Origin of the sequence: Streptomyces sp. NBC_00654 (assembly GCF_026341775.1) — a bacterium.
Taxonomy (GTDB): domain Bacteria; phylum Actinomycetota; class Actinomycetes; order Streptomycetales; family Streptomycetaceae; genus Streptomyces.
Genome location: NZ_JAPEOB010000002.1, coordinates 2,126,436 through 2,149,932 on the forward strand (window position 1 = coordinate 2,126,436; position 23,497 = coordinate 2,149,932).

Genomic DNA, 23,497 nt, shown 5'->3' on the forward strand with positions numbered 1-23,497 from the left:
ATCCGGTGAGCACCGAGCGACCCGACAACGACGTGACCGGTCTCCGGCGGCGACGTCCACCGCTCGCGGTGGTCTCGGTGGCGGCAGCGGTGCTGCTGGCCGGCGGCGGCGGCGCGTACTGGGCCTCGACCGCCTCGGAGGGCGGCGGTACGGACAGTGGCGCCGCGCCCCAAAGCGCCGGCGCGGCCCCCCTGCTGTCCCTGGACGCGTCCGAGGAGACCCCCGGGGCGCCGCCCCCGGGCATCGCCCCGGGCGAACCGGACCCGGGGGGCTCCGGGATCGTCTACCGCGCCTCCGGCGAGCTGCCCGACGGCCCGGACTCGGCGGCCGTCCACCGCGCGACGGGCACCGTCACCGCGGCCGAGGTCACCCGGCTGGCGAAGGCCCTCGGCCTCACCGGCACCCCGCACACCGAGGGCACCTCCTGGGCGGTGGGCGCGGGCAAGGACGGCCCCTCCCTCAAGGTCACCAAGCAGGCGCCGGGCACCTGGACGTTCGCCCGGTACGGCTCCGGGGGCCCGGTCCCGTGCGAGCCCGGCAGGATGTGCGCGAACAAGGACGGGGGGCCGGGCGCGGCGGACCCGGTGAGCGACAAGGCGGCCAAGGCGGCCGCGGCCCCCGTGCTCAAGGCGGCCGGCCAGGACGGCGCGGCCCTCGACGCGGGCCAGCTGATGGGCGCCGTACGGGTGGTGAACGCCGACCCGGTGGTCGACGGGCTGCCCACGTACGGCTGGCAGACCGGGATCCAGGTGGGCCCCGGCGGCGAGGTGGTCGGCGGCAGCGGGCATCTGAAGGCCCTGGAGAAGGGCGACACCTATCCGGCGGTCGGCGCGGACGAGGCGCTGAAACAGCTGAACGCCGCCAACCGGAACAGCGGCCCGCCCGACGTCGGCGGCTGCGCCGTCCCCGTACCGCTGGAGGACGGGGTACCGCTGGAGGACGGGCAGAAGCCCCTGAAGCCCACGAAGCCCTCTCAGCCGCAGTGCGTGCCGTCGAACGGCAAGCCGGCGCCGGTCACGCGGACGGTCCACAAGGCGGTGTTCGGGCTGGCCCTGAACCATGTGGACGGCCGGCAGACCCTCGTACCTTCCTGGCTCTTCTCGGTACGGTCGGCGCCCGGCGGGCCGGAGAGCACCGTCACCCAGGTGGCCGTGGCCCCCGATTTCCTGACGAAGCCGGATGCCCCGCAGCAGCCGGGCGACCGGAAGGTCACCTCGTACAGCGCGGACGGCCGGACGCTGGAGGTGACGTTCTGGGGCGGCGTGTGCAGCACGTACACGGCGAGCGCCGAGGAGAGCGCGGGTCAGGTGCGGGTGTCGGTGACCGAGGCGAAGCAGGACGGCGACAAGGTCTGCGTCATGATCGCCAAGGAGCTGAAGCGGACGGTGACGCTGGACGCGCCGCTGGGCGACCGCAGGGTCGTCGACGCGGAGTCGGGCAGTGCGGTGCCGCGCGGCTGAACACGGTCCGGACACACGACGGCGGCGGCCCCCGGGATCACTTCCCGGGGGCCGCCGCCGTCGGTCCGCCGCCCAGGGCGTGTGCCGAAAGCCCCGCCCTTCGGGCGGACGGCGCTGCTTTCGGCATACGCCCTAGTTGAAGGAGTCGCCGCAGGCGCAGGAACCCGTGGCGTTCGGGTTGTCGATCGTGAAGCCCTGCTTCTCGATGGTGTCGACGAAGTCGATGGAGGCGCCGCCCAGGTACGGGGCGCTCATCCGGTCGGTGACGACCTTGACGCCGTCGAAGTCCTTCACGACGTCGCCGTCGAGCGAACGCTCGTCGAAGAAGAGCTGGTAGCGCAGGCCCGAGCAACCGCCGGGCTGAACGGCGACGCGCAGCGCCAGGTCCTCGCGGCCCTCCTGTTCCAACAGGCCCTTGACCTTGGCTGCGGCGGCGTCCGAAAGGAGGATGCCGTCGTTCACGGTGGTGGTCTCGTCCGATACGGACATCTGCTTCTCTCCCGGGTTGTACGGACTGCTTGCCGACGTTTCAACCGTCGGGGCCGCGGATTCATTCCGGGCCAGGCGCCTGTCTGTTCCTTTTCATGCTCGCACACCACCCGGGCAGCCGGATGCGTCACATCGACGCGATCGGCATCGTCAACGTGACGCGAAGCGGTTATCATAAATAACGTCAAATAGACGAAAAGGCTAGTCCGCAGAGAAGAGAGGGTGCGTGACGTGACCACCGCCCAGCCCCTGGATGTACAGCCGTCGCCCCTCGCGCTGCTGCTGCTCGGCCGTGAGGCCGACCCGAAGAGCGAGCGCGGCGTCGAGTGCCCCGGCGACCTCCCCTCCCCGTCCGACCCGGACCTGGTGGAGCGCGCCCGCGCCGCGAAGGAGAAGCTCGGGGACAAGGTCTTCGTCCTCGGCCACCACTACCAGCGCGACGAGGTCATCCAGTTCGCGGACGTCACCGGCGACTCGTTCAAGCTCGCCCGGGACGCGGCGGCGCGCCCGGAGGCCGAGTACATCGTCTTCTGCGGCGTGCACTTCATGGCCGAGTCGGCGGACATCCTGACCACGGACGACCAGAAGGTCGTGCTGCCGGACCTGGCGGCGGGCTGCTCGATGGCCGACATGGCCACCGCCGAGCAGGTCGCCGAGTGCTGGGACGTCCTGACCGAGGCCGGTGTCGCCGAACAGGTCGTGCCCGTCTCGTACATGAACTCCTCCGCCGACATCAAGGCCTTCACCGGCAGGCACGGCGGCACGATCTGCACCTCGTCCAACGCGAAGACGGCCCTGGAGTGGGCCTTCGAGCAGGGCGAGAAGGTGCTCTTCCTCCCCGACCAGCACCTCGGCCGGAACACCGCCGTGCGGGACATGGGGATGACGCTGGAGGACTGCGTCCTCTACAACCCGCACAAGCCGGGCGGCGGCCTGACCACCGAGGAACTGCGCGCCGCGAAGATGATCCTGTGGCGCGGGCACTGCTCGGTGCACGGGCGCTTCTCGGTCGAGTCCGTCAACGACGTGCGCGCCCGCATACCCGGCGTCAATGTGCTGGTGCACCCGGAGTGCAAGCACGAGGTCGTGTCGGCCGCGGACTACGTCGGTTCGACCGAGTACATCATCAAGGCCCTGGAAGCGGCCCCGGCCGGCTCGAAGTGGGCGATCGGCACGGAACTGAACCTGGTCCGCCGGCTCGCCGACCGCTTCGCGGCCGAGGACAAGGAGATCGTCTTCCTCGACCGGACGGTCTGCTTCTGCTCGACGATGAACCGGATCGACCTGCCGCACCTCGTCTGGACGCTGGAGTCGCTGGCCGAGGGCAATCCGGTCAACCGGATCGAGGTCGACCCGGAGACGGAGAAGTACGCGAAGCTCGCGCTGGAGCGGATGCTCGCGCTGGCGTAGCCGCGCGGGCGCGGCCCGACGTATACGAGGGGGCCTGTCCCACGCGGGGTACGCGCGGGACAGGCCCCTTCACCGTCAGCCGTCCGTCAGGGAGCGGGCCGGCGGATCACACGCCCGAGGGCTCCGTCTCGCGGGCCTCGTCCGTGGCCCGCGCGGCCGGGAGACCGGACTTCGCAGCGCGCTTGGCCGCCTTCTTTCCGGCCCGGCGCTCCTTGCGCAGCTCGACCATCGCGTACAGCGTCGGCACGAGCAGCAGCGTCAGCAGCGTGGAGGTGATCAGACCGCCGATCACCACGACCGCCAGCGGCTGCGAGATGAAGCCGCCCTCGCCGGTGACGCCGAGCGCCATCGGGAGCAGCGCGAAGATCGTCGCCAGTGCGGTCATCAGGATCGGGCGGAGCCGGTGACGGCCGCCCTCGACGACCGCCTCGACGATGCCCATGCCCTGGGACCGGTACTGGTTGATCAGGTCGATCAGCACGATCGCGTTGGTCACCACGATGCCGATCAGCATCAGCATGCCGATCATCGCGGGAACGCCCATCGGGGTGCCGGTGATAATGAGCAGCCCCAGCGCGCCGGTGGCCGCGAACGGGATGGAGATCAGCAGGATCAGCGGCTGGACCAGGGACCGGAAGGTCGCCACCAGCAGCATGAAGACGATCGCGATGGCCGCCAGCATGGCGAGGCCCAGCTTCATGAAGGCGTCGTTCTGGTCCTCGGAGACTCCGCCGATGGTGGCGGTGGCACCCTCCGGGAGGTCCAGGGCGTCGATCTTCGACTGGAGCGAGGTGGAGACCGCGCCGGTGTTGTCGCCGATGGGCTTGGCGGTGATCGTCGCGGCGCGCTGGCCGTCGATCCGGGTCATCGAGACCGGGCCGGGGACCAGCTTCACCTCGGCGATCGTGCCGAGCTCGACCGGGCCGAGCGGCAGGTCCTTGAGCTCGGCCATCGTGGTGGCCGGGTGGGAGGACCGGACGATGATGTCACGCTCGGTGTCGTCCAGGATCGCCTTGCCGGACGGGGTGCCGCGCACCGCACCGGCGACGGCCGCGCCGAGCGTGGCCTGGTCGAATCCGGCGGCGGCCGCCTTGTCGTTGGCCTTGACCGAGATCCGCGGGATGCTCTGCGCCAGGTCGCTCTGGACGTCGGTGACGTCCTTGATCTTGCCGACCTCGGTGCGTACCGCTTCGGACGCCTTCTTCAGGACGTCGGCGTCGGAGGCCTTGACCACCACGCTGAGGTCCTGGCTGCCGAAGCCGTCGCCCGCGGCGATGGTGGTGTCCCCGATGCCGTCGAGCTTGCCGAGGGCCTCGTCGATACGGTCCTGAGCGGCCTCGAAGTCGGCCGCGTCCTTCAGGGTGACCTGGTAGGAGGCCTGGTTGGCGCCCGTACCGCCGCCGAAGGCCGCCATGAAGCCGGAGGAGCCGACGGTGACCTGGTAGTCCTTGACGCCCTTGTCGCCGTCGAGGACCTTCTCGACCTTCCGGGCCGCCTTGTCGGCGGCTTCCAGGCTGGTGCCGGGGGTCAGCTCCTGCTTGATGGAGAGGACTTCCTGCTCACCCTGGTCGAAGAAGTTCGTCTTGAGCAGCGGCACCATGCCGAAGGTGCCGAAGAGCACCGCGACGGCGATGACGATGCTGGTGATACGGCGCCGGGTCGCGAACTGGAGCACCGGGACGTAGAGCCGCTGGAGCTTGCTGGCCGCTTCCTTCTCCTCCGCCTTGCGGCGTGCCTCGGCCGGGTTCTCCTCCGTGCCCTTGGGGGCGCGCAGGAACCAGAACGAGAGGACCGGGACGACGGTCAGCGAGACCAGCAGGGAGGCCAGCAGGGCCGCGGTGACGGTGAGCGAGAACGAGCCGAAGAGCTGTCCGACCATGCCGCCGACCAGACCGATCGGCAGGAAGACGGCGACTGTGGTCAGCGTGGAGGCGGTGACCGCTCCGGCCACTTCCTTGACGGCCGCGATGATCGCCGGCTGGCGCTCCTCGCCGTAACCGAGGTGCCGCTTGATGTTCTCCAGGACCACGATCGAGTCGTCGACGACACGGCCGATGGCGATCGTCAGCGCGCCGAGCGTGAGCATGTTCAGCGAGAGGTCGCGGGTCCAGAGCACGATCAGCGCGAGGACCACGGAGAGCGGGATGGAGACCGCGGTGACCAGGGTCGAGCGCAGCGAGGCGAGGAAGACCAGGATCACGATGACCGCGAAGACGAGGCCGAGCGCGCCCTCGGTGGTCAGACCGGAGATCGCCTTGGAGACGGCGGGGCCCTGGTCGGAGACGACGGTCAGCTCGGCGCCGGCGCCGAGGTCCTTGCGCAGGTCCGGGAGCTTCTCCTTGACGGCGTCCGAGATGGCGACGGCGCTGCCGTCCTTGTCCATCGTCGCCATGACGGCGAGGCTCGGCTTGCCGTTCGTCCGGGTGATGGAGACCGCGGCGGAGGGCTCCTGCTTCACCTCGGCGACGTCACCGAGGCGAACCGGCTTTCCGGGCTGACCGGTCGCCGGGTCCTTGGCGGTGACCTGGAGGTCCTGGATCTGCTTCAGCGAGGTGAAGCCGCCGCCGACCTGGATGGTGCGGCTCTTGCCCGCCTCGGAGAACGCACCGGCCGGGACGGTGGCGCCGCCCGCCTGGAGCGCCTGGGCCAGCGATCCGGCGTTCAGACCGGCCCCGGCGAGCTTCTTGTCGTCGGGGACGACGGAGATCTGGAGGTCCTGGACCCCGTCGACGGCGACCTGGCCGACACCCTCGATGTCCTCCAGGGCGGGGACGACCGTGCGGTCCAGCTGGTCGGCGAGCGCCTGCTGGTCCTTGTCGGCGGTGACAGCGAGGACCACGGTCGGGATGTCGTCGGTGGAACCGGCGATGACCTGGGGGTCCACGTCGTCGGGGAGCTGGATGCGGGCCCGGTTCACGGCCTGCTGGATGTCGGCGACGAGCTGCTTGGTGCCCTCGTCACCGAAGTCGAACGTCGCCATGATGACGGCGTTGCCCTCGCTGGCGGTCGAGGTTATGCCCTCGATGCCGTCGACGGCCTTGATGGAGTTCTCCAGGGGTTCGACGACCTGCTTCTCGACCACATCGGGAGACGCACCCGGATAGGGGGCCAGCACCGACACCATCGGGAGTTCGATGGTGGGCAGCAGCTGCTGCTTGAGCTGCGGGATCGCGATCGCTCCGAAGACGAGCGCGACGATCGAGATCAGCCCGATCAGGGCCCGTTGCGCGAGGCTGAATCTGGACAGCCAGGACATGGGTGGGTCTCTCTTCTGTGGCTTGCGCGGCAGATGGGCGGGAGGAGGAACGGGGGAAGCCTCCCGCCGCTTGTACCGACCGGCACATGGGGGATGGGAGAAGGAGCGGGGCCGGGTGTGTCCGGCCGGCGGGACTGAGGATCGGTGGATGGCCGAGCCGTGGTGAGTGACGGCAACGCCGCAGATGTGCGTGCCCCGCCCCGCGACCCCGCCCCCCAGGTACTGGTCGTTCTCATACGATCGCCGATCCAGGTTGCCGGGACGTCGGCCCCCGGGTTGCTTTCTTATGTCGCGCATACCGCAGGTGGAGTACGCCGGATCTCCACCTGTAGCCGCACCCGCCGGCTCCGCCCCTCCTCCACCCGGCGCCCCGCGGTCACTCCGGCCGACGCTCCGCGGTCACTCCAGCCGGGCCCGCACCAGCCCCGACTCATAGGCGATGACGACGAGTTGGGCCCGGTCGCGGGCGCCGAGCTTCGCCATGGCCCGGTTCACATGGGTCTTGACGGTGAGCGGGCTGACGGCGAGCCGCTCGGCGATCTCGTCGTTGGAATGTCCGCCCGCGACCAGTACGAGGACCTCGCGTTCGCGCACGGTGAGCGCGGCGAGCCGCTCGGAGTACGCGGCGGAGTCCGGCCCCTCCCCCGAACTTCCGCCCTGGGCGAGGAAGGTGGCGATGAGCCCCTTCGTCGCCGCCGGGGAGAGCAGCGCCTCACCGCCCGCGGCGACACGGATGGCATTGAGGAGTTCGTCCGGTTCCGCTCCCTTTCCGAGGAAGCCCGAGGCTCCGGCGCGCAGTGACTGCACGACGTACTCGTCCACCTCGAACGTGGTGAGCATGACGACGCGTACCTCTGCCAGATCCGGGTCGGCGCTGATCATGCGGGTGGCGGCGAGCCCGTCCGTGCCCGGCATCCGGATGTCCATCAGCACCACGTCGGCGCGCGTCGAGCGGGCCAGCTCCACGGCCTGCGCACCGTCCGCCGCCTCCCCGACGACCTCCATGTCGGGCTCCGAGTCCACCAGCACCCGGAACGCGCTGCGCAGCAGCGCCTGGTCGTCGGCGAGCAGCACCTTGATCGGTGTCATCCGCGTCCCCCCGTCCTGCCCGCCGTGCCCGGCCGCTCCGGTTCACCCGTGCGGGCCCTGACCGGCAGGATCGCATGCACCCGGAATCCGCCTCCGTACCGAGGCCCCGCGGTGAGGGTGCCGCCGAGCGCGGTGACGCGTTCGCGCATGCCGACGAGGCCGTGGCCGCCGCCGTGGCGGTCCTCGTCCTCGGCGGCGGGGCAGGCGTCACCGCCGCGGCCGTTGTCGAGCACCGTGACCTCCGCCGTCACCCCGACCCGTATGACGCTCACCTCGGCCCTGGCACCGGACCCCGCGTGTTTGCGGACATTGGTCAGCGCCTCCTGGATGACCCGGTAGGCGGCCAGGTCGACGGCCGCGGGCAGCGGGGGCTCGCTGTCGGCACAGGCCACCTCGACGGGGAGCCCGGCGTGGCGGAAGGTGTCCACCAGCCCACCGAGGACGCCGAGCCCGGGAGCGGGTTCGGTGGGGGCCTCGGGGTCGCCGGACTGCCGCAGCAGCCCGACCGTGGCCCGGAGTTCGTTGAGCGCCGAGCGGCTGGCGTCCCGGACGTGGGCGAGCGCCTCCTTGGCCTGGTCCGGGCGCCTGTCCATGACATGGGCGGCCACCCCGGCCTGGACGTTGACCAGGGCGATGTGGTGGGCGACGACGTCGTGCAGGTCCCGGGCGATCCGCAGCCGCTCCTCGGCGACCCGGCGGCGGGCCTCCTCCTCGCGGGTGCGCTCGGCACGTTCGGCGCGTTCCCTGATCGCGTCGACGAACGCGCGCCTGCTGCGGACCGCGTCCCCCGCGGCGCCCGCCATCCCGGTCCAGGCGAAGACGCCGAGGTTCTCCTGCGCGTACCAGGGGGACGAGCCGAAGACCATCGTGGCCACGGTCAGCACCGCCATGGTGACCAGGCCGACCCGCCAGGTGGTGGGCCGGTCGGTGCGGGAGGCGACGGTGTAGAGCGCGAGGACGACCCCCATGACGACCGGGGCCGGCGGGTCCGTCAGCACGAACTCCGCGGCCGCCAGGGCGCCGGTGAAGGCGAGCACCGCCATGGGGCGCCTGCGGCGCAGCACGAGGGCCCCGGCGCTGAGCGCCATCATGAACACGCTGAAGACCCCCGGGCTGCGGGTGCCGAAGCTCGGCCTCCCGGCGTTCGCCGCGCCCGGGTCGGCGAACGACGCGCAGATCATGCTCAGGAACACGATGAGGGCGAGGGCCCCGTCGAACGCCAGGGGATGGTCCCGCAGCCAGCGGCGGGCGCGCACGAGCCCGGTCGAGAGGGTGGTCACATCGGGCAACGGTACGGCGTGTCGTACACGGATCCGTCAGCGCGGTGTGCGAATACGACCACAGAACCGTCACTGTCCCGAAGGCCGGGCCCGCAAGCCGCGGCGGACAGCACGGTGCCCCGCGGCCGGCGGACCGGGCGGGGCACTGTGCGAGGCGGGTGCTGTCGGAGCGTGGAGCGGGAGTCGTGCGCGGCGGCTGTCAGCCGGGGATCAGTCCGTCGTCGCGGAGCATGGCGCGCACCTCTTCGAGGGTCGCGTCCGGCGACGGCAGGATCAGCCCGGACGGCTCCAGGGAGTCGTCCGGCAGGGGTGTGCCGAGCTCGCGCACCTTGTCCAGGAGCGCGTGGAGCGTGGTGCGAAAGCCGGGGCCGTCGCCGCTCTCCATTTCCGCGAGCAGTACGTCGTCGAGCTCGTTGAGCTCGGCGACATGACTGTCGGCCAGGCTGACCTGGCCCTCCCCCATGATCCGTACGATCATGACGTTGCCCTTACTGCTTGTCGAACCTGTGCGGGGACTGCTGCGACTGCGGTGCGGCGTCCTGGGCACCGCCCTCGATGGCCTGCTGCGAGGAGGAGGAGCCGCCGGCCAGTTCGGCCTTCATGCGCTGCAGCTCCAGCTCCACATCCGTACCACCGGAGATCCGGTCCAGCTCGGCGGCAATGTCGTCCTTCGCCGTCCCGGTCGGGTCGTCCAGCGCTCCGGAGGCGAGCAGCTCGTCGATGGCACCGGCCCGCGCCTGGAGCTGCTGGGTCTTGTCCTCGGCCCGCTGGATCGCCAGACCGACGTCGCCCATCTCCTCGGAGATCCCGGAGAAGGCCTCGCCGATCCGGGTCTGCGCCTGGGCAGCCGTGTAGGTCGCCTTGATCGTTTCCTTCTTCGTACGGAAGGCGTCGACCTTGGCCTGAAGGCGCTGGGCCGCGAGAGTGAGTTTCTCCTCCTCACCCTGCAGCGTGGTGTGCTGCGTCTCCAGGTCCGTGACCTGCTGCTGGAGGGCGGCGCGCCGGGACAGCGCCTCGCGGGCCAGGTCCTCGCGGCCGAGCGCGAGCGCCTTGCGGCCCTGGTCCTCCAGCTTGGACGACTGTCCCTGCAGCTGGTTCAGCTGCAGCTCCAGCCGCTTGCGCGAGGTCGCCACATCGGCGACGCCGCGGCGCACCTTCTGAAGCAGCTCCAGCTGCTTCTGGTACGAGTAATCGAGGGTCTCGCGCGGATCCTCGGCCCGGTCAAGGGCCTTGTTTGCCTTCGCGCGGAAGATCATCCCCATACGCTTCATGACACCGCTCATGGGCTTCGCGCGCCCCCTTCTGACGGACTGAGCTCCAGCACTCCAACAGAACCCACAGTACGGGCCCTGTCTCTATTACCGCACTGTTCGGACGCGGATGTGCTCCTCCCAAAGGACGACTGCGCCCGGAGAACGCTCCAGCCCAGGGAGTAGGTGGTGGTCAGGGAGGCGGGTGACAAACGTCCGTTCTGCCCCTGTCAGGACCCATCTCGAAGGCGGGCCGTTGCCGGATCGTTCCCGCCCGGTCCGTGCGTGCCGCGGCCGACCCCGTACCCTTGGGTTTTGTGTTCCGTAGCCGTGCCAAGGAAGAGAAGGTCCCCACCGACAAGGTGACGACGGACCTCTCCAGGCAGTCCCGCGACCCGCAGGCCCCCAAGGGCCGCCCGACCCCCAAGCGCAGCGAGGCCCAGACGCAGCGCCGGCGTGCCTCCAGCACGCCGACCGACCGCAAGGCGGCCATGAAGCGCCAGCGCGAAGCGCGCCGCGTCGACATGGCCAAGCAGCGTGAGGCGCTCGCCACTGGCGACGAGCGCTACCTCCCCGTGCGCGACAAGGGGCCGGTCCGGCGCTTCGTCCGTGACTTCGTGGACTCGCGCTTCTGCGTCGCCGAGTACTTCCTGCCGCTCGCAGTGATCATCCTGATCCTCAGCGTGATCCAGATCCAGAACATCCAGAACATCTCGCTGCTGCTCTGGCTCGGCGTGATCGTGCTGATCGTGGTCGACTCGATCGGCCTCGCGTTCCGGCTCAAGAAGCAGCTGCGGGAGCGTTTCCCGGACACCCCGAAGCGCGGCGCCGTCGCGTACGGCCTGATGCGCACGCTCCAGATGCGCCGCCTGCGGCTTCCCAAGCCCCAGGTCAAGCGCGGAGAGCGGCCCTGAGTACGGAGACCTCCGGGTTCACGGGGGTCTCTTCGGCGTGGCTGGACGGTCTCGGCGGCCTGCGCAACACGGTCCGCCAGGAACTCGTCGCCCGGCAGCTGGACGAGCAGATAGCCGCCCGTTTCCCGGTGGGGCAGCGGCTGCGGGTGCTCGACGTCGGCATGGGCCAGGGCACCCAGGCCCTGCGGCTGGCGCGGGCCGGGCACTCGGTGACCGGCCTGGAGTCCGACGCGGCCATGCTGCGGGCGGCCCGTGAGTCGCTGTCGGCGGAGCCCGAGGGCATCCGGGAGCGGGTCAGGCTGATCGAGGGCGACGGCCGGGACACCGGGGTGCACTTCCTGCCCGGCAGCTTCGACGTGGTCCTCTGCCACGGCGTGCTGATGTATGTACCGGAGCCGGACCCGATGCTGGCGGGCCTGGCCCGGATGCTGGCCCCCGGCGGGCTGCTCTCGCTGCTCGTACGGAACGCGGACGCGCTGGCGATGCGCCCCGGGTACGCCGGGGACTTCGCGGGCGCGCTGGCGGCCTTCGACACCGCCACGTACACCAACCGGCTCGGCCTCACGGTGCGGGCCGACCGGCTCGACGCCGTGACGGCCACGCTCGCCGGAATCGCGGCGCCGCTGCACGCCTGGTACGGGGTCCGGGTCTTCACGGACAACGTGGGCAACGACGTGGAGCTGCCCGCCGCCACGGAGCTGGAGCAGCTGCTGGCCGCGGAGGACCGGGCCGCGCGGACGGATCCGTACCGCCGGGTGGCGGCCCTGCTGCATCTGTGCGGAGTACGCGGCTGACGCTGCGGGAAGCGGGCCGCGAGTGCGGCCGCGGATGGGCCGCGGAGGCGGCGGCGCCGCCCCGTTCGGCCCATCAGCACAGGCCCCGCGGGGTCGGTGCCATGAGACTCCGGACATGGACTCATCACACTCCCGACACTCCCGCAGCCGGGTGCGACGGCTGCTGATGCCGCTGACCGCGGGTGTCTGCGCGATCACCCTGGTGGGCGGCTGCTCCGGTTCCGGCTCCGACTCCGTGGAGCCCAGTTCCAGTCCGACGGGCGCGGCACAGGGGTCGGCCTCCCGCGCCACCAATGACCTCCAGGACGACTATCAGGCCGTCATCAAGGACGTACTGCCCTCGGTCGTACAGATCGACGCCTCCGACAGTCTGGGCTCCGGCATCGTCTACGACGGCAAGGGGCACATCGTCACGAACGCCCATGTCGTCGGCGGGGAGAAGTCCTTCAAGGTCAGCGTCGCCACCGGGGGCAAGGTCCTCAGCGCCTCGCTCGTCTCCGCGTATCCGGAACAGGATCTGGCCGTCATCAAGCTCGACAAGGTCCCCGACGGGCTGAAGGCGGCGAAGTTCGGCGACTCGGAGAAGGTCGAGGTGGGGCAGATCGTGATGGCGATGGGCTCGCCGCTCGGCCTGTCCAGCAGCGTCACGCAGGGCATCGTCTCGGCCCTCGGCCGGACCGTGAGCGAGAGCCGTTCGGGCGGTGGCACCGGGGCGACGATCGGCGACATGGTGCAGACCTCGGCGGCGATCAACCCGGGCAACAGCGGTGGCGCGCTGGTGAACCTCAACAGCGAGGTGATCGGCATTCCGACGCTGGCGGCGACCGACCCCCAGATGGGTGACAGCGCGGCGCCCGGGATCGGGTTCGCGATCCCGGTCTCGATGGTGAAGACGGTCGCCGACCAGATCATCAGGAGCGGCAGGGTCACCGACTCGGGGCGGGCGGCGCTGAACATCACCGGCCGCACGGTCGTCGACGACAGTTACCAGCCGGCCGGGGTGGCACTGGTCAGCGTGACCAAGGGTGGCGCCGCCGACAAGGCGGGGCTGCGGGTCGGCGACATCATCACCAAGGTGGGCGACGCCCCGGTCACGACGATCACGTCGCTCTCGGAGGCCCTGGCGGGCGAGAAGCCCGGCCAGAAGGTCGAGGTGACCTACACGCGCGGCAGCACGGAGAAGACGGCCGAGGTCACGCTGGGCGAGATCTGATCCGGTCCGCGGACCGGATCGCGCGGGAGCGGAACGGGGCGGGCGGTACAGGTGGAAGTCCCTGTACCGCCCGCCCTTACCGGTTTCCGCCGTCCGCCGCCAGCCGTCCGTCTTCCCGTCGTACAGGACCGGTCGGTCCTCCCGGTGTCAGGTCTGGTCCGCCGTGTGTCAGGCCTGGTCCGCCGTGTCGGCCCGGTCCTCCGCGCCGGCGCCGTCCGCGCCCTCGGCCCCGTCCGCGCGCAGGCTCATCGGGCCGTAGATCTTGGCCGAGTCCTCGAACAGCGTCACCTGCTCCGCCCCGCCCGCCAGGAGCTCCTTCCAGAACTCACCGATCCAGGACTCCGCGTCCCCCTGCGTCGTGAACTCCTCCGGCTGCAGCGCCGGCTCCGTCTCCGTACCGTCGGACTTCTCGAACCGCCACGTCCACGCCATGTCCGCCTCCTGGGTCACGTTGCTGCCCGAAGCCTAGCCGGGCGCGCACCCCGAGCGGGGACGCGGGAGGATCATCGTGTGGAACTGACTCTGCTCGGCACCGGAGCCCCCGACGGGCTGCCCCGGCCCGACTGCCCCTGCGCCGTCTGCGCCACGGCCCACGGCCCGCGGGCACGGGCCGCGACCGCCCTCCTGGTCGACGACGCGCTGCTGCTCGATCTCACCCCCGGGGCCGTGCTCGCGGCCGCCCGCGCGGGGCGTTCGCTGACCGGGGTGCGCCAGGTCCTGCTGACCCATCCCCACGACGGGCCCGCCGTCGAGCTGCCCGCCGTGCTGCCGCCGGCCGGGCGGGTGCCGGACGGCCAGGTACTGACCCTGATCAGCGGCCACCGGGTACGGGCGGTGCCGATGGACGCCCCGGGGACCGGCTACGAGGTGACCTCGCCGGAGGGCGAACGGCTGCTGTACCTCCCGCCGGGAGCGGCGCCCTCCGGGCTCACCGACCGGGCGAAGGCGCCGTACGACATGGTGGCCGCCGATGTGATCGCACGGCCCGACGCCGTGGCCCGGCTGCGGGCCGTCGACGCGATCGGCCCGACCACCGAGGTCATCGCCGTCCATCTGGACCACGACGCACCGCCGGGCGCCGCGCTGGACCGTCGGCTCGCGGCCGCCGGTGCGCGGGCCGTGCCGGACGGTACGACGCTGGTGGTGGGCGAGTACCACGCGGTCCCGGACGTGCCCCGGCGCACGCTGGTGACCGGTGGCGCGCGGTCCGGGAAGTCGCTGGAGGCCGAGCAGCGCCTGGAGACCTTCCCCGCGGTGGTGTACGTGGCGACCGGCGGCCGCCGCGACGGCGACGCCGAGTGGGCGGCGCGGGTGGGGCTGCACCGGGAGCGCAGGCCCGCCGTGTGGCAGACCGAGGAGACCTGCGAGCTGGCGGGGCTGCTGTCGGCGGACGGGCCCCCGCTGCTGATCGACTGTCTGTCGCTGTGGCTGACGGACGCGATGGACCGGGTGGGCGCCTGGGACGACGCGCGGTGGGCGGACGGTGGCGAGGAGGCGCTGCGGGAGCGGGTCGCGGAGCTGGTCGGCGCGGTGCGCGCGACCCGGCGGAAGGTGGTGGCGGTGACCAATGAGGTGGGCGCGGGGGTGGTGCCGGCGACGGCCGCGGGGCGGCGGTTCCGGGACGAGCTGGGACGGCTGAACGCGGCGGTCGCGGCCGAGTGCGAGGAAGTGCTGCTGGTGGTGGCGGGGCAGGTGCTGGTACTGCGGGGGTGAGCCCGCCTCCGGGCGTACTCGTGGGCAGGCGGCACCGGTACTGTTCCCGGCAGGAGCCCGCCGCCGGGTTCCCGGACCCCGACGTGACGACCCGCGAGGCAGACCTCCGTGAATCTGGACGACTTCTCCGACCTGATCGAACGCCCCGACGGCGGCGTACGGCGCGATGCCGAGGAACGCCGGGAGCGGCTGACCGTTGCCCCCGGTGCCCTCGGCCGCCTCGACGAGCTGGCCGAGTGGCTCTCCGCCGCACAGCAGTCCGTGCCGGTCAAGCCGGTCGAGCAGCCGCGTGTGGTGCTCTTCGCCGGTGACCACGGGGTCGCGGAGCTGGGGGTGTCCGGCCGCGCGGCGGGGAGTGCCCACGAGCTGGTCCGGGCCGCGCTGGACGGCGCGAGCCCCGTATCGGTACTGGCCCGCCGCTTCTCCGTGCCGCTGCGGATCGTCGACGCGGGGGTGGACTGCGACCCGGAGCTGCTGCCCGAGTCCGTCGTACGGCACCGGGTGCGGCGCGGCAGCGGGCGGATCGACATCGAGGACGCGCTGACGGCGGAGGAGGCCGAGCAGGCGGTACGCCTGGGTATGGCGATCGCCGACGAGGAGGCCGACTCCGGCACCGACCTGGTGGTGCTCGGCGATCTGAGTGTCGGCGGCACCACGGCCGCGGCCACGCTGATCGCCGCCCTGTGCGGCACGGACGCCTCCGTGGTCACGGGGCGCGGCGGTGCGGGCATCGACGATCTGGCGTGGATGCGCAAGTGCGCGGCGATCCGGGACGCGCTGCGCCGGGCCCGGCCGGTCCTCGGTGACCAGCTGGAGCTGCTGGCCACGGTCGGCGGTGCGGATCTGGCCGCGACGACGGGCTTCCTGCTCCAGAGCGCGGTGCGCCGGATGCCGGTGATCCTGGACGGCGTCGTGTCGGCGGCCTGTGCGCTGGTGGCGCAGCGGGCGGCGTTCCGGGCTCCGGACTGGTGGCTGGCGGGTCAGGTCAGCGGTGAGCCCGCGCAGACGAAGGCGCTGGACCGGATGGCCCTGACGCCGCTGCTCGACCACGGCGTCACGGTCGGCGAGGGCAGCGGAGCGCTGCTCGCCCTGCCGCTCGTCCAGGCCGCGGCGGCGCTGGCCGCCGAACTTCCCGAGCGCGCGCCGGAAGCGGAAGCCGAAGCGGACGCGGAAACGGAAGCGGAAACGGACGACGAAGCGGGCGACGAAGCCGGTCACTCGGACGCCGGCAACACCGCCCCCGTGACGAGCGACGCGAAGAGTGGCGGCTGACCGCTCCCGGACACAACGCGGGCCGCGCATACCGGTGGCAGCCCGCCTCACCACGTTCCGCGATGCCCCATATGATCGCGTTGCATGGGAGAGGTCCGATTGTCCAATGAGGAAGCCGGGCGCAGTACCGCCCGGTCACGGCGCAGCGCGGCGTTCGCCATCTGGTACCTGCGTGTCGTCTCGTTCATCAATTTCCTGAGCGCCGTCTGGGTCACTCTCGGCCAGGACCTGCGGCGCCACAACACCGAGAACTTCTTCACGCCCTATCTGCTCACCGCGGGCTTCTCCTCCGGAGTGGTCGCGCTCTTCCTGGCGGTCACGATGCGGCGGCGCAAGCGGGCCGCCTGGATCGTCAATGCGGTGGCGGGCGGGCTTCTGCTGCTGCTCCTGGCTCTCGCGTTCCTCTTCCCGGAGATCAGGCAGCACGCGCAGAACTGGATCTCACTGGCCCTCACCGCGGCGTTCGTCCTGGCGCTGCTGCTGGGCCGGCGGGAGTTCTACGCGAAGGGCGACCGCTCCAACCCCAGGCTGGCGGCCGTCGTGGCGGCCGTCGGGCTGCTGGTCACCTCGCTGCTCGCCGCGGGGCTGGTCACCCTCACCAACACCGCGCACGACGACTACCGCTCGACGTTCCTGGACCGCTGGCGCTACGGGGCGCTGCGGCTGGTCTCGGTCGCCGCGGACGACTCACGGTTCCCCGGCATCACCACGCCGGGCTGGGTCGATGTCGTCATCAACGTCCTGTCCACCCTGCTGCTGATCGCCGTGGTGTACGTGGCCTTCCGGGCCCGCCGGGCCGTCGACGCGCTCACCCCCGAGGACGAGGCGAGGCTCCGCGGTCTCCTGGACAAGTACGGCGACCGCGACTCGCTCGGCTACTTCGCGCTGCGGCGCGAGAAGAGCGCCGTCTGGTCGCCGACCGGGAAGGCGGCCGTGGTCTACCGGGTGGTCGGCGGGGTCTCGCTCGCCTCCGGCGACCCGATCGGCGACCCCGAGGCCTGGCCGGGCGCGATCACACCGTGGCTGGCCGAGGCCCGGGAGCACGGCTGGATCCCGGCGGTCATGGGCGCGAGCGAGGAGGCGGGCACCGTCTACGCCCGGCACGGTCTCGACGCACTGGAGCTGGGCGACGAGGCGATCGTGGAAACGGCCGATTTCACCCTTGAGGGGCGCGCGATGCGCACCGTGCGCCAGGCGTACAACCGGGTCCGGCGGGCCGGTTACGAGGTGACCGTCCGACGGCACGCGGACATTCCCGCCGACGAGATGGCCGAGCTGCTGCGCCGCGCCGACGACTGGCGCGACGGGGCCACCGAACGCGGCTTCTCCATGGCTCTCGGGCGCCTGGGCGACCCGGCGGACGGGCAGTGCGTGATGCTGGAGTGCCGCGATGCCCCCGCTGCGAGCGACACACCCGGCAGCACCGCCGGGGACGGCGGGGCGGACGGGGACGGCGGGGCGCGCGCGAAGCCGGGCGAGCTGCGCGCCGTCCTGAGCTTCGTCCCCTGGGGCCCGCACGGCCTCTCGCTGGACCTGATGCGCCGCGACCGGGACGCGGAGAACGGCCTGATGGAGTTCATGGTCATCGAGCTCCTCCAGCGTTCCGGGGAGATCGGGATCACGCAGGTCTCGCTCAACTTCGCGATGTTCCGGTCCGTCTTCGAGAGGGGATCGCGGCTGGGTGCCGGACCGGTGCTGCGGCTGTGGCGCTCCCTGCTGAGCTTCTTCTCGCGCTGGTGGCAGATCGAGTCGCTCTACCGTGCCAACGCCAAGTACCGACCGATCTGGGAGCCCCGATTCATGCTCTTCGAGAAGAGCGCCGACCTGTTGCGCATCGGCGTCGCGGCGGGCCGCGCCGAAGGGTTCCTGGAGGCTCCCGGGCTGCCCAGGTGGATGCACCGCACCCATCTGGAAACCCATAGATGACCGTCCGTACGGGCGCCCTGCGTTCGGCGGCCCGCCGGGAGTGGGGGCCGCTGCTGGGAACCGTACGGCGGGCACTCGCCGCACGTGGCGCGCGGGCCGTCCCGCTGACGCTGACGGCCGTGTTCCTGACGGCGCTGATACAGGTGGTGCAGAACCGGTCCTGGGGATTCCGGACCGTGCAGAACCTCGGCGCGGTGCGGGCCGAGGACCCGCTCTGGCTCGCCCTGCTTCGTACCCCGTTGTCACTGTTCGTCCCCGCGCTCGACCTGCCGGTGTGGGGTGCGCTGGCGCAGTTGCTCCTGGTGCTCGGCATCGCCGAGATCACGCTGGGGCGCGGGCGCACGCTGGGTATCGCGTATCTGGCGACACTGGCCGGGACGCTGTACGCCCGGGTCGGCGTCGCGGTCGGTCCGGCGGGGTTCTTCGGACTGCCCGCCTCCGACGCCCAGGTCGTGGACACGGGCCCGTCGGCGGCGGTGGTGGGGCTCGCGGTGTACGTCTGCTGCGCCTGCCGGGCCTGGTCCACCGGGGCGCTCGTGATCGTGGCGATGATGGTGGAGATCGTCTTCAAGGACAACCTGGCGGGCAAGGAGCATCTCGCCGCGATCGCCGCCGTACTATTCCTGTGCGCCGCGGCCGAGTGGCACCGGCACACGCGCCGGCGCGGTCAGGACCGGGGCGGGGGCGGCAGCGGCACCCGGTCCGGGGCCCCGCCGATGAGGTCCTGAAACCTGCGGCGCGGCCCCACCCACCGCACGTCGTGGTGGTAGGCGCGCAGCACCGCCCGGGAGCGGGCCCGGTGCCGGCCCCGGTAGAAGCGCCTCGCCCAGAGCGATGTCGGCCGGGCCAGCCGGATCGCGCCGATCAGCGCGATGAACGGGACGAGCGTACCGACCACCGCCATCCGCGCCTTGCCCTTGAACAGGGCGATCAGCACGAAGCAGAAATTGATCACGACGGACAGGATGACGCTCAGCCGGCTCTGCTGTTCGTCGCCGCTGACGTCGTCCACCCCCAGCGGTGAGAAGCCCGCGAGGACCAGCAGGACGAGCGAGGCCGTGAGGACGACGACCTCCACGCTGCGGCGGCCCTCCTCGGTCCAGTACACGTCGTCGAGGTGGAGGATCAGCGCGAACTCGTCGAGCACGAGCCCCGCCCCCACCCCGAAGATCACCGCGAAGACCCCTGCGGTCACCCCGTGGCGTCCGCTCGCGACCGCGCCGAAGCCGCCGACCACGGACAGCACGACCCCGGGCACCACATGGTGGATGTGCACCCCGCCCGGGGTGATGTTGCGGAACGGCCCCTTCCCCGCCCGGATCATGCGGGTGATGGTGCGGGTGACCGCGAAGGTCAGGACGAAGGCGCTCAACGCCAGGAGCAGCGGGAGTTTGCCCGGCTCGGTGATGTTGGCGTACCACCAGTGACCCATGCCACCCACTCCCGATACGTCACATTGCTCCATTTTGGAGGCGTTTCGCCCAATCTATCGGCGAGATGAACCGGCTAGCCTGCCCGCGGTGACCTCCCTGAACAGCCACGGCATACGTTTCGCCTTCGGCACGCTGACCGTGCTCCCCGTCCGCGTCACCCGCTGGGACCGCGGGAGCGCCCGCGCCGGAATGCTCTGCGCCCCGCTCGCCGGTCTTGTCGTGGGCCTGCTCGCCGCCGCGCCCGGCTCCCTGCTGCTGCTGTCCGGGGCGGGGCCGCTGCTCGCGGCGGTCGCCTCCGTCGCGGTGCCCGCGGCCCTCACCCGGGGCCTGCACCTGGACGGCCTGGCGGACACCGCGGACGGCCTCGGCAGCGCCAAACCGGCCGAGGACGCCCTGCGGATCATGAAGCAGTCGGACATTGGGCCGTTCGGTGTCATCACGCTGCTCCTGGTCCTGCTGGCCCAGGTCGCGGTCCTCTTCCAGCTGTACGGGCAGGGCTGGGCGCACGGGGCGCTGGGGGCGGCCGTCGCCGCCGTCGCGGCCCGGCTCGCGCTCACCCTGGCATCGCGTCAGGGAGTGCCCGCGGCCCGCCCGGAGGGGCTGGGCGCGGTGGTCGCGTCCACGGTTCCGGTGGGGCGCGCGACGGCGGCCGGGGTCCTCACGGTGGCGGGCTGCGCGGCGGCGGGCGCGCTGCTGGGCCCGTGCGGGGCGCTGCACCACGCGCTCGCCGTACTGGGCGCCCTCGTGGCCGCCGAACTGCTGCTCAGGCACTGTGTGCGGCGCTTCGGCGGGGTGACCGGGGATGTCTTCGGCGGGCTGGAGGAGACGGCGGCGACAGCGGCCCTGGTGATCCTGGCGCTGGGGGCGTGAGCTGCCGGGCAGGTCGCCGCGGGCCGGCGCCCGGCCCGAACCGACCCCGCCCCGGAACCAGAAGCGGAACCGGAACCGGAAGCGGAACCGGAAGCGGGGCCAGAACCGGAAGCGGAACCGGAGGCCGAAGCGGAACCCCGCCCCGGGCTCCGGTCAGCAGGCCTTCCGCCAGACGCCGAGCTCGTACTTCTTGAGCAGGGAGCTCAGCCCCAGCCGCCGGGAATCCGCGCAGAACCGGGCCACCGGCAGCTCGTACTCGACGTGGAAGACGGCCTTCCCCGCCTCGATGAACGGGGTGAGATCCCCGCATTCCCCGTACTGGGCACACTGTTCGTTGACCGCGAAGTCGAAGTCCCCCACCAGCTCCGGGATCTGGTCCAGGTCGTTCTTCAGGCCCACGGCGAGCCCGTGGCGGTGGGCGATGCGGGCGATGAGGCGGTTGTAGCGCAACTGGTCGGCGGCGGTGAGCGGAAAGCCGGTGCGGTTGCGGTAGCCGTCCATGTTGTCCGGCTCCACGGCGTCGAAGCCCTTCTTCGCGCACATGGCGATCCGGGCCTCCATCAGGGGTTCCAGGATGTCGACGGCGCGGATGTCGAACCAGCGCTCGCCCTCCCAGCCGTTGCCCCGGCCGAGCACCGCGGCGGGGAACTCCCCGGCGTCCGGGCGGAAGTCCTCCCAGGCGCCGGTGGAGAGATAGCAGATCACCTTGCGGTCCCGGCGGTGCAGACCGGCCACCGCCGCCGCGTCGTGATCGAAGCCGTCGATGTCGTACACCGGAACGTCGACCGTCGGATCGAGCCGGCCGGAAAGCTGCCACTGCCAGTCCAGACCCGGCTCCGGACGCCAGCGGGACCCGGTGTCCGGACCGGCGGAACCGGAGCGCTCCGGAGGGCCGGATTCCGGCCGCCCCGGGGTACAGCCGGAGAGCAGGACCAGCAGAATCAGTACGGTGACGGGCACCGGCGACCACCGCCCCGTACCCTCTTCCCCACCCCTGCCCCGCACCGTTCCCCCGCTTCTCCCGGTTTCTCCCGGCTTCTCGACCTGCCCGGCACCGGCCGGAACAACGACCCTACTGCGGGCCCACGTTCCCTCCGGCCCCACCCGGCGGGGAGGACCGCCGGAGCGCTGCCGGAGGAGCGCCGGAGCACCGCGGCGGGGGCGGGCCGGACCGGGAACGGCCCGCCGCCGTGATCCAACAGGAAAGGCGCGCGTAGGCTCATTCCCGGCACATTGCGGCGGCGTCTACGATGCGCCGGGCACGGTCGGCCCACCCCTCGACCGACACAGAACTCAACGGAAGCGAGATTTCACCACCGTGACTGCTCTCACTCTCAGCACCTCCGGCGCGGCGACGCTGCGCGCCGACGCACTCGTCGTCGGCGTCGCGAAGGGTGCCAAGGGCCCGGTGCTCGCACCGGGCGCCGAGGCCGTGGACAAGGCGTTCGACGGAAAGCTCGCCACCGTCCTGGAGACCCTGGGTGCCACAGGTGCCGAGGGCGAAGTGACCAAGCTCCCCGCGCCGTCCGGCCTCAAGGCCCCGGTCGTCATCGCGGTCGGTCTCGGTCCGGTCCCGGACAAGGACGACGCGTACGACTCCGAGGCGCTGCGCCGGGCCGCGGGCAGCGCGGCCCGCGCGCTGACCGGTTCGAAGAAGGCCGGCTTCGCCCTGCCGGCCGAGTCCGTCGAGGACGCCGAGGCCGTCGCCGAGGGCGCGCTGCTCGGCGCGTACGCCTTCACCGCCTACCAGGGCGGCGAGAACAAGCTCGCCCCCAAGGGCAAGAAGGACAGCGGTCCGAAGCAGCCGCTCGCCGAGGTGGCCCTGCTCGGCGCCAAGCCGCGCGACAAGGCGTTCAAGGCCGCCGCCGAGCGCGCCGTCGCCCTCGCCGAGGAGATCAACCGCGCCCGCGACCTGATCAACACCCCGCCGAACGACCTGTACCCCGAGTCCTTCGCCGCCGTGGCCACCGCCGCCGGCAAGGAGCACGGCATCAAGGTGCAGATCCTCGACGAGAAGGCGCTCGTCAAGGGCGGCTTCGGCGGTCTGCTGGGTGTCGGCCAGGGCTCGTCCCACGGCCCCCGCCTGGTGAAGCTCGCCTACACGCACCCGAAGGCGGAGAAGACCCTGGCCCTCGTCGGCAAGGGCATCACCTACGACTCGGGCGGCATCTCGCTGAAGCCGGCCGGCCACAACGAGACGATGAAGTGCGACATGAGCGGCGCCGCCGCCGTGTTCGCCGCCGTCGTCGCGGCCGCCCGTCTCGGCCTCCGGGTCAACGTCACCGGCTGGCTGGCGCTCGCCGAGAACATGCCGTCCGGCAACGCCACCCGCCCGGGTGACGTGCTGCACATGTACAGCGGCAAGACCGTCGAGGTGCTCAACACGGACGCCGAGGGCCGTCTCGTGCTCGCCGACGCGCTGACCCGCGCCTCGGAGGAGAAGCCGGACGCGATCGTCGACGTGGCGACCCTGACCGGCGCGATGGTGCTGGCGCTCGGCAACCGCACGTTCGGCATCATGGCGAACGACGACGCCTTCCGTACCTCCATCCACGAGATCGCCGAGGAGGTCGGCGAGGCCTCCTGGCCGATGCCGCTCCCCGCCGACCTGCGCAAGGGCATGGACTCCCCGACCGCCGACATCGCCAACATGGGCGAGCGGATGGGCGGCGGCCTGGTGGCCGGTCTGTTCCTCCAGGAGTTCGTGGGCGAGGGCATCGCCTGGGCGCACCTGGACATCGCGGGTCCGGCCTTCCACGAGGGCGCGCCGTACGGTTACACGCCCAAGGGCGGCACCGGTTCCGCGGTCCGCACCCTGGTGCGGCTGGCGGAGCGCACCGCCGCCGGAGACCTCGGCTGAGACAGCCGGCGTCGTACGGCCCCGGGCATATGTCCGGGGCCGTATGTGTTCTTCCGTCGGTATCGCCGCACGGTCCGGGCGGGTTTCGCTCTCGACGAAATCCGTACGTCTCCACGCAGCGGTAACCGTCCGGGACGGACGATCATCCGTCCCAGACCCGGGCCCCGCGTCCCGCCCACCGTCAACAAGTGCGAAGATGGGTTCTCGGCAGGACAGGGCCCCCACCACAGGGCCGAACAACAAAGCGGCCGAACACCAGCCGACCGGC

20 protein-coding genes are annotated in these 23,497 nt (G+C 71.8%); 11 read left to right on the plus strand and 9 right to left on the minus strand.

All coding sequences use genetic code 11. The annotated features are described in order from the left end of the window. Window positions 1-5: 5 nt before the first annotated feature. Entirely contained in the window at window positions 6-1,460 is a 1,455-nt protein-coding gene (locus OHA98_RS29735; RefSeq protein WP_266930006.1) for a hypothetical protein, read from the plus strand. A 132-nt stretch (window positions 1,461-1,592) separates the two neighbouring features. On the opposite strand, the gene OHA98_RS29740 is transcribed toward OHA98_RS29735, so the two are convergent. Further along, window positions 1,593-1,949, minus strand: coding sequence for an iron-sulfur cluster assembly accessory protein (locus tag OHA98_RS29740; protein ID WP_073725163.1), 357 nt, complete (start codon window positions 1,947-1,949; stop codon window positions 1,593-1,595). Between the two features lie 222 nt (window positions 1,950-2,171). On the opposite strand from OHA98_RS29740, the gene nadA reads away from it, so the two are divergent. Continuing rightward, window positions 2,172-3,359, plus strand: coding sequence for a quinolinate synthase NadA (nadA, locus tag OHA98_RS29745; protein ID WP_266930009.1), 1,188 nt, complete (start codon window positions 2,172-2,174; stop codon window positions 3,357-3,359). 106 nt (window positions 3,360-3,465) lie between these two features. On the opposite strand, the gene OHA98_RS29750 is transcribed toward nadA, so the two are convergent. The 5 genes from OHA98_RS29750 to OHA98_RS29770 all read right to left on the minus strand — a co-directional run bounded on the left by OHA98_RS29750 (window position 3,466) and on the right by OHA98_RS29770 (window position 10,255). Then, window positions 3,466-6,615 (minus strand): efflux RND transporter permease subunit, encoded by a 3,150-nt coding sequence (locus tag OHA98_RS29750; protein ID WP_266930011.1) that lies wholly within the window; start codon window positions 6,613-6,615, stop codon window positions 3,466-3,468. Window positions 6,616-7,014: 399 nt separating this feature from the next. Further along, complete coding sequence (locus OHA98_RS29755; RefSeq protein WP_266930013.1) at window positions 7,015-7,704, minus strand: response regulator transcription factor; 690 nt, start codon at window positions 7,702-7,704, stop codon at window positions 7,015-7,017. Then, window positions 7,701-8,984, minus strand: coding sequence for a sensor histidine kinase (locus OHA98_RS29760; protein ID WP_266930015.1), 1,284 nt, complete (start codon window positions 8,982-8,984; stop codon window positions 7,701-7,703). The genes OHA98_RS29755 and OHA98_RS29760 overlap by 4 nt, the downstream gene beginning before the upstream one ends. A 199-nt stretch (window positions 8,985-9,183) precedes the next feature. Continuing rightward, the gene (locus OHA98_RS29765) at window positions 9,184-9,462 is read right to left on the minus strand and encodes a hypothetical protein (RefSeq protein WP_266930016.1); all 279 of its coding nucleotides are present in this window, start codon (window positions 9,460-9,462) and stop codon (window positions 9,184-9,186) included. Window positions 9,463-9,472: 10 nt separating this feature from the next. Continuing rightward, entirely contained in the window at window positions 9,473-10,255 is a 783-nt protein-coding gene (locus OHA98_RS29770) for a PspA/IM30 family protein (RefSeq protein ID WP_266930018.1), read from the minus strand. Window positions 10,256-10,551: 296 nt separating this feature from the next. On the opposite strand from OHA98_RS29770, the gene OHA98_RS29775 reads away from it, so the two are divergent. The 3 genes from OHA98_RS29775 (at window position 10,552) to OHA98_RS29785 (ending at window position 13,155) form a co-directional block, all read left to right on the plus strand. Next, the gene (locus OHA98_RS29775; RefSeq protein ID WP_266930020.1) at window positions 10,552-11,148 is read left to right on the plus strand and encodes a DUF3043 domain-containing protein; all 597 of its coding nucleotides are present in this window, start codon (window positions 10,552-10,554) and stop codon (window positions 11,146-11,148) included. 59 nt (window positions 11,149-11,207) lie between these two features. Further along, window positions 11,208-11,942: a bifunctional 2-polyprenyl-6-hydroxyphenol methylase/3-demethylubiquinol 3-O-methyltransferase UbiG gene (locus OHA98_RS29780; protein ID WP_266930978.1), complete on the plus strand. Its 735-nt coding sequence runs from the start codon at window positions 11,208-11,210 to the stop codon at window positions 11,940-11,942. Between the two features lie 115 nt (window positions 11,943-12,057). Next, window positions 12,058-13,155 (plus strand): S1C family serine protease, encoded by a 1,098-nt coding sequence (locus OHA98_RS29785; protein ID WP_266930022.1) that lies wholly within the window; start codon window positions 12,058-12,060, stop codon window positions 13,153-13,155. 168 nt (window positions 13,156-13,323) lie between these two features. On the opposite strand, the gene OHA98_RS29790 is transcribed toward OHA98_RS29785, so the two are convergent. Beyond that, window positions 13,324-13,587 carry a hypothetical protein gene (locus OHA98_RS29790; protein ID WP_266930024.1) on the minus strand — a complete coding sequence of 88 codons (264 nt, stop codon included), beginning with the start codon at window positions 13,585-13,587 and terminating at the stop codon, window positions 13,324-13,326. Window positions 13,588-13,665: 78 nt separating this feature from the next. On the opposite strand from OHA98_RS29790, the gene OHA98_RS29795 reads away from it, so the two are divergent. From OHA98_RS29795 to OHA98_RS29810, 4 genes are all read left to right on the plus strand, one after another. Then, window positions 13,666-14,868 (plus strand): bifunctional adenosylcobinamide kinase/adenosylcobinamide-phosphate guanylyltransferase, encoded by a 1,203-nt coding sequence (locus OHA98_RS29795; RefSeq protein WP_266930026.1) that lies wholly within the window; start codon window positions 13,666-13,668, stop codon window positions 14,866-14,868. 108 nt (window positions 14,869-14,976) lie between these two features. Continuing rightward, window positions 14,977-16,140: a nicotinate-nucleotide--dimethylbenzimidazole phosphoribosyltransferase gene (cobT, locus tag OHA98_RS29800; RefSeq protein ID WP_266930028.1), complete on the plus strand. Its 1,164-nt coding sequence runs from the start codon at window positions 14,977-14,979 to the stop codon at window positions 16,138-16,140. An 84-nt stretch (window positions 16,141-16,224) separates the two neighbouring features. After that, window positions 16,225-18,066 (plus strand): phosphatidylglycerol lysyltransferase domain-containing protein, encoded by a 1,842-nt coding sequence (locus OHA98_RS29805; protein WP_266930030.1) that lies wholly within the window; start codon window positions 16,225-16,227, stop codon window positions 18,064-18,066. Further along, window positions 18,063-18,794: a hypothetical protein gene (locus tag OHA98_RS29810; RefSeq protein WP_266930032.1), complete on the plus strand. Its 732-nt coding sequence runs from the start codon at window positions 18,063-18,065 to the stop codon at window positions 18,792-18,794. The genes OHA98_RS29805 and OHA98_RS29810 overlap by 4 nt, the downstream gene beginning before the upstream one ends. Here the strand turns inward: OHA98_RS29810 and OHA98_RS29815 are convergent. Beyond that, complete coding sequence (locus OHA98_RS29815) at window positions 18,734-19,498, minus strand: hypothetical protein (RefSeq protein WP_266930034.1); 765 nt, start codon at window positions 19,496-19,498, stop codon at window positions 18,734-18,736. The two genes, OHA98_RS29810 and OHA98_RS29815, sit on opposite strands and share 61 nt — an antisense overlap. A gap of 88 nt (window positions 19,499-19,586) precedes the next feature. Here OHA98_RS29815 and OHA98_RS29820 point away from each other — a divergent pair, with 88 nt between their 5' ends. Then, a complete protein-coding gene (locus tag OHA98_RS29820) occupies window positions 19,587-20,369 on the plus strand; it encodes an adenosylcobinamide-GDP ribazoletransferase (protein WP_266930036.1) in 783 nt (260 codons plus the stop codon). 153 nt (window positions 20,370-20,522) lie between these two features. Here the strand turns inward: OHA98_RS29820 and OHA98_RS29825 are convergent, their stop codons facing one another. Continuing rightward, window positions 20,523-21,329 (minus strand): endo alpha-1,4 polygalactosaminidase, encoded by an 807-nt coding sequence (locus OHA98_RS29825; protein WP_266930038.1) that lies wholly within the window; start codon window positions 21,327-21,329, stop codon window positions 20,523-20,525. A 358-nt stretch (window positions 21,330-21,687) separates the two neighbouring features. Here OHA98_RS29825 and OHA98_RS29830 point away from each other — a divergent pair, with 358 nt between their 5' ends. Next, window positions 21,688-23,229 (plus strand): leucyl aminopeptidase, encoded by a 1,542-nt coding sequence (locus OHA98_RS29830; protein ID WP_266930039.1) that lies wholly within the window; start codon window positions 21,688-21,690, stop codon window positions 23,227-23,229. Window positions 23,230-23,497: the final 268 nt, after the last annotated feature.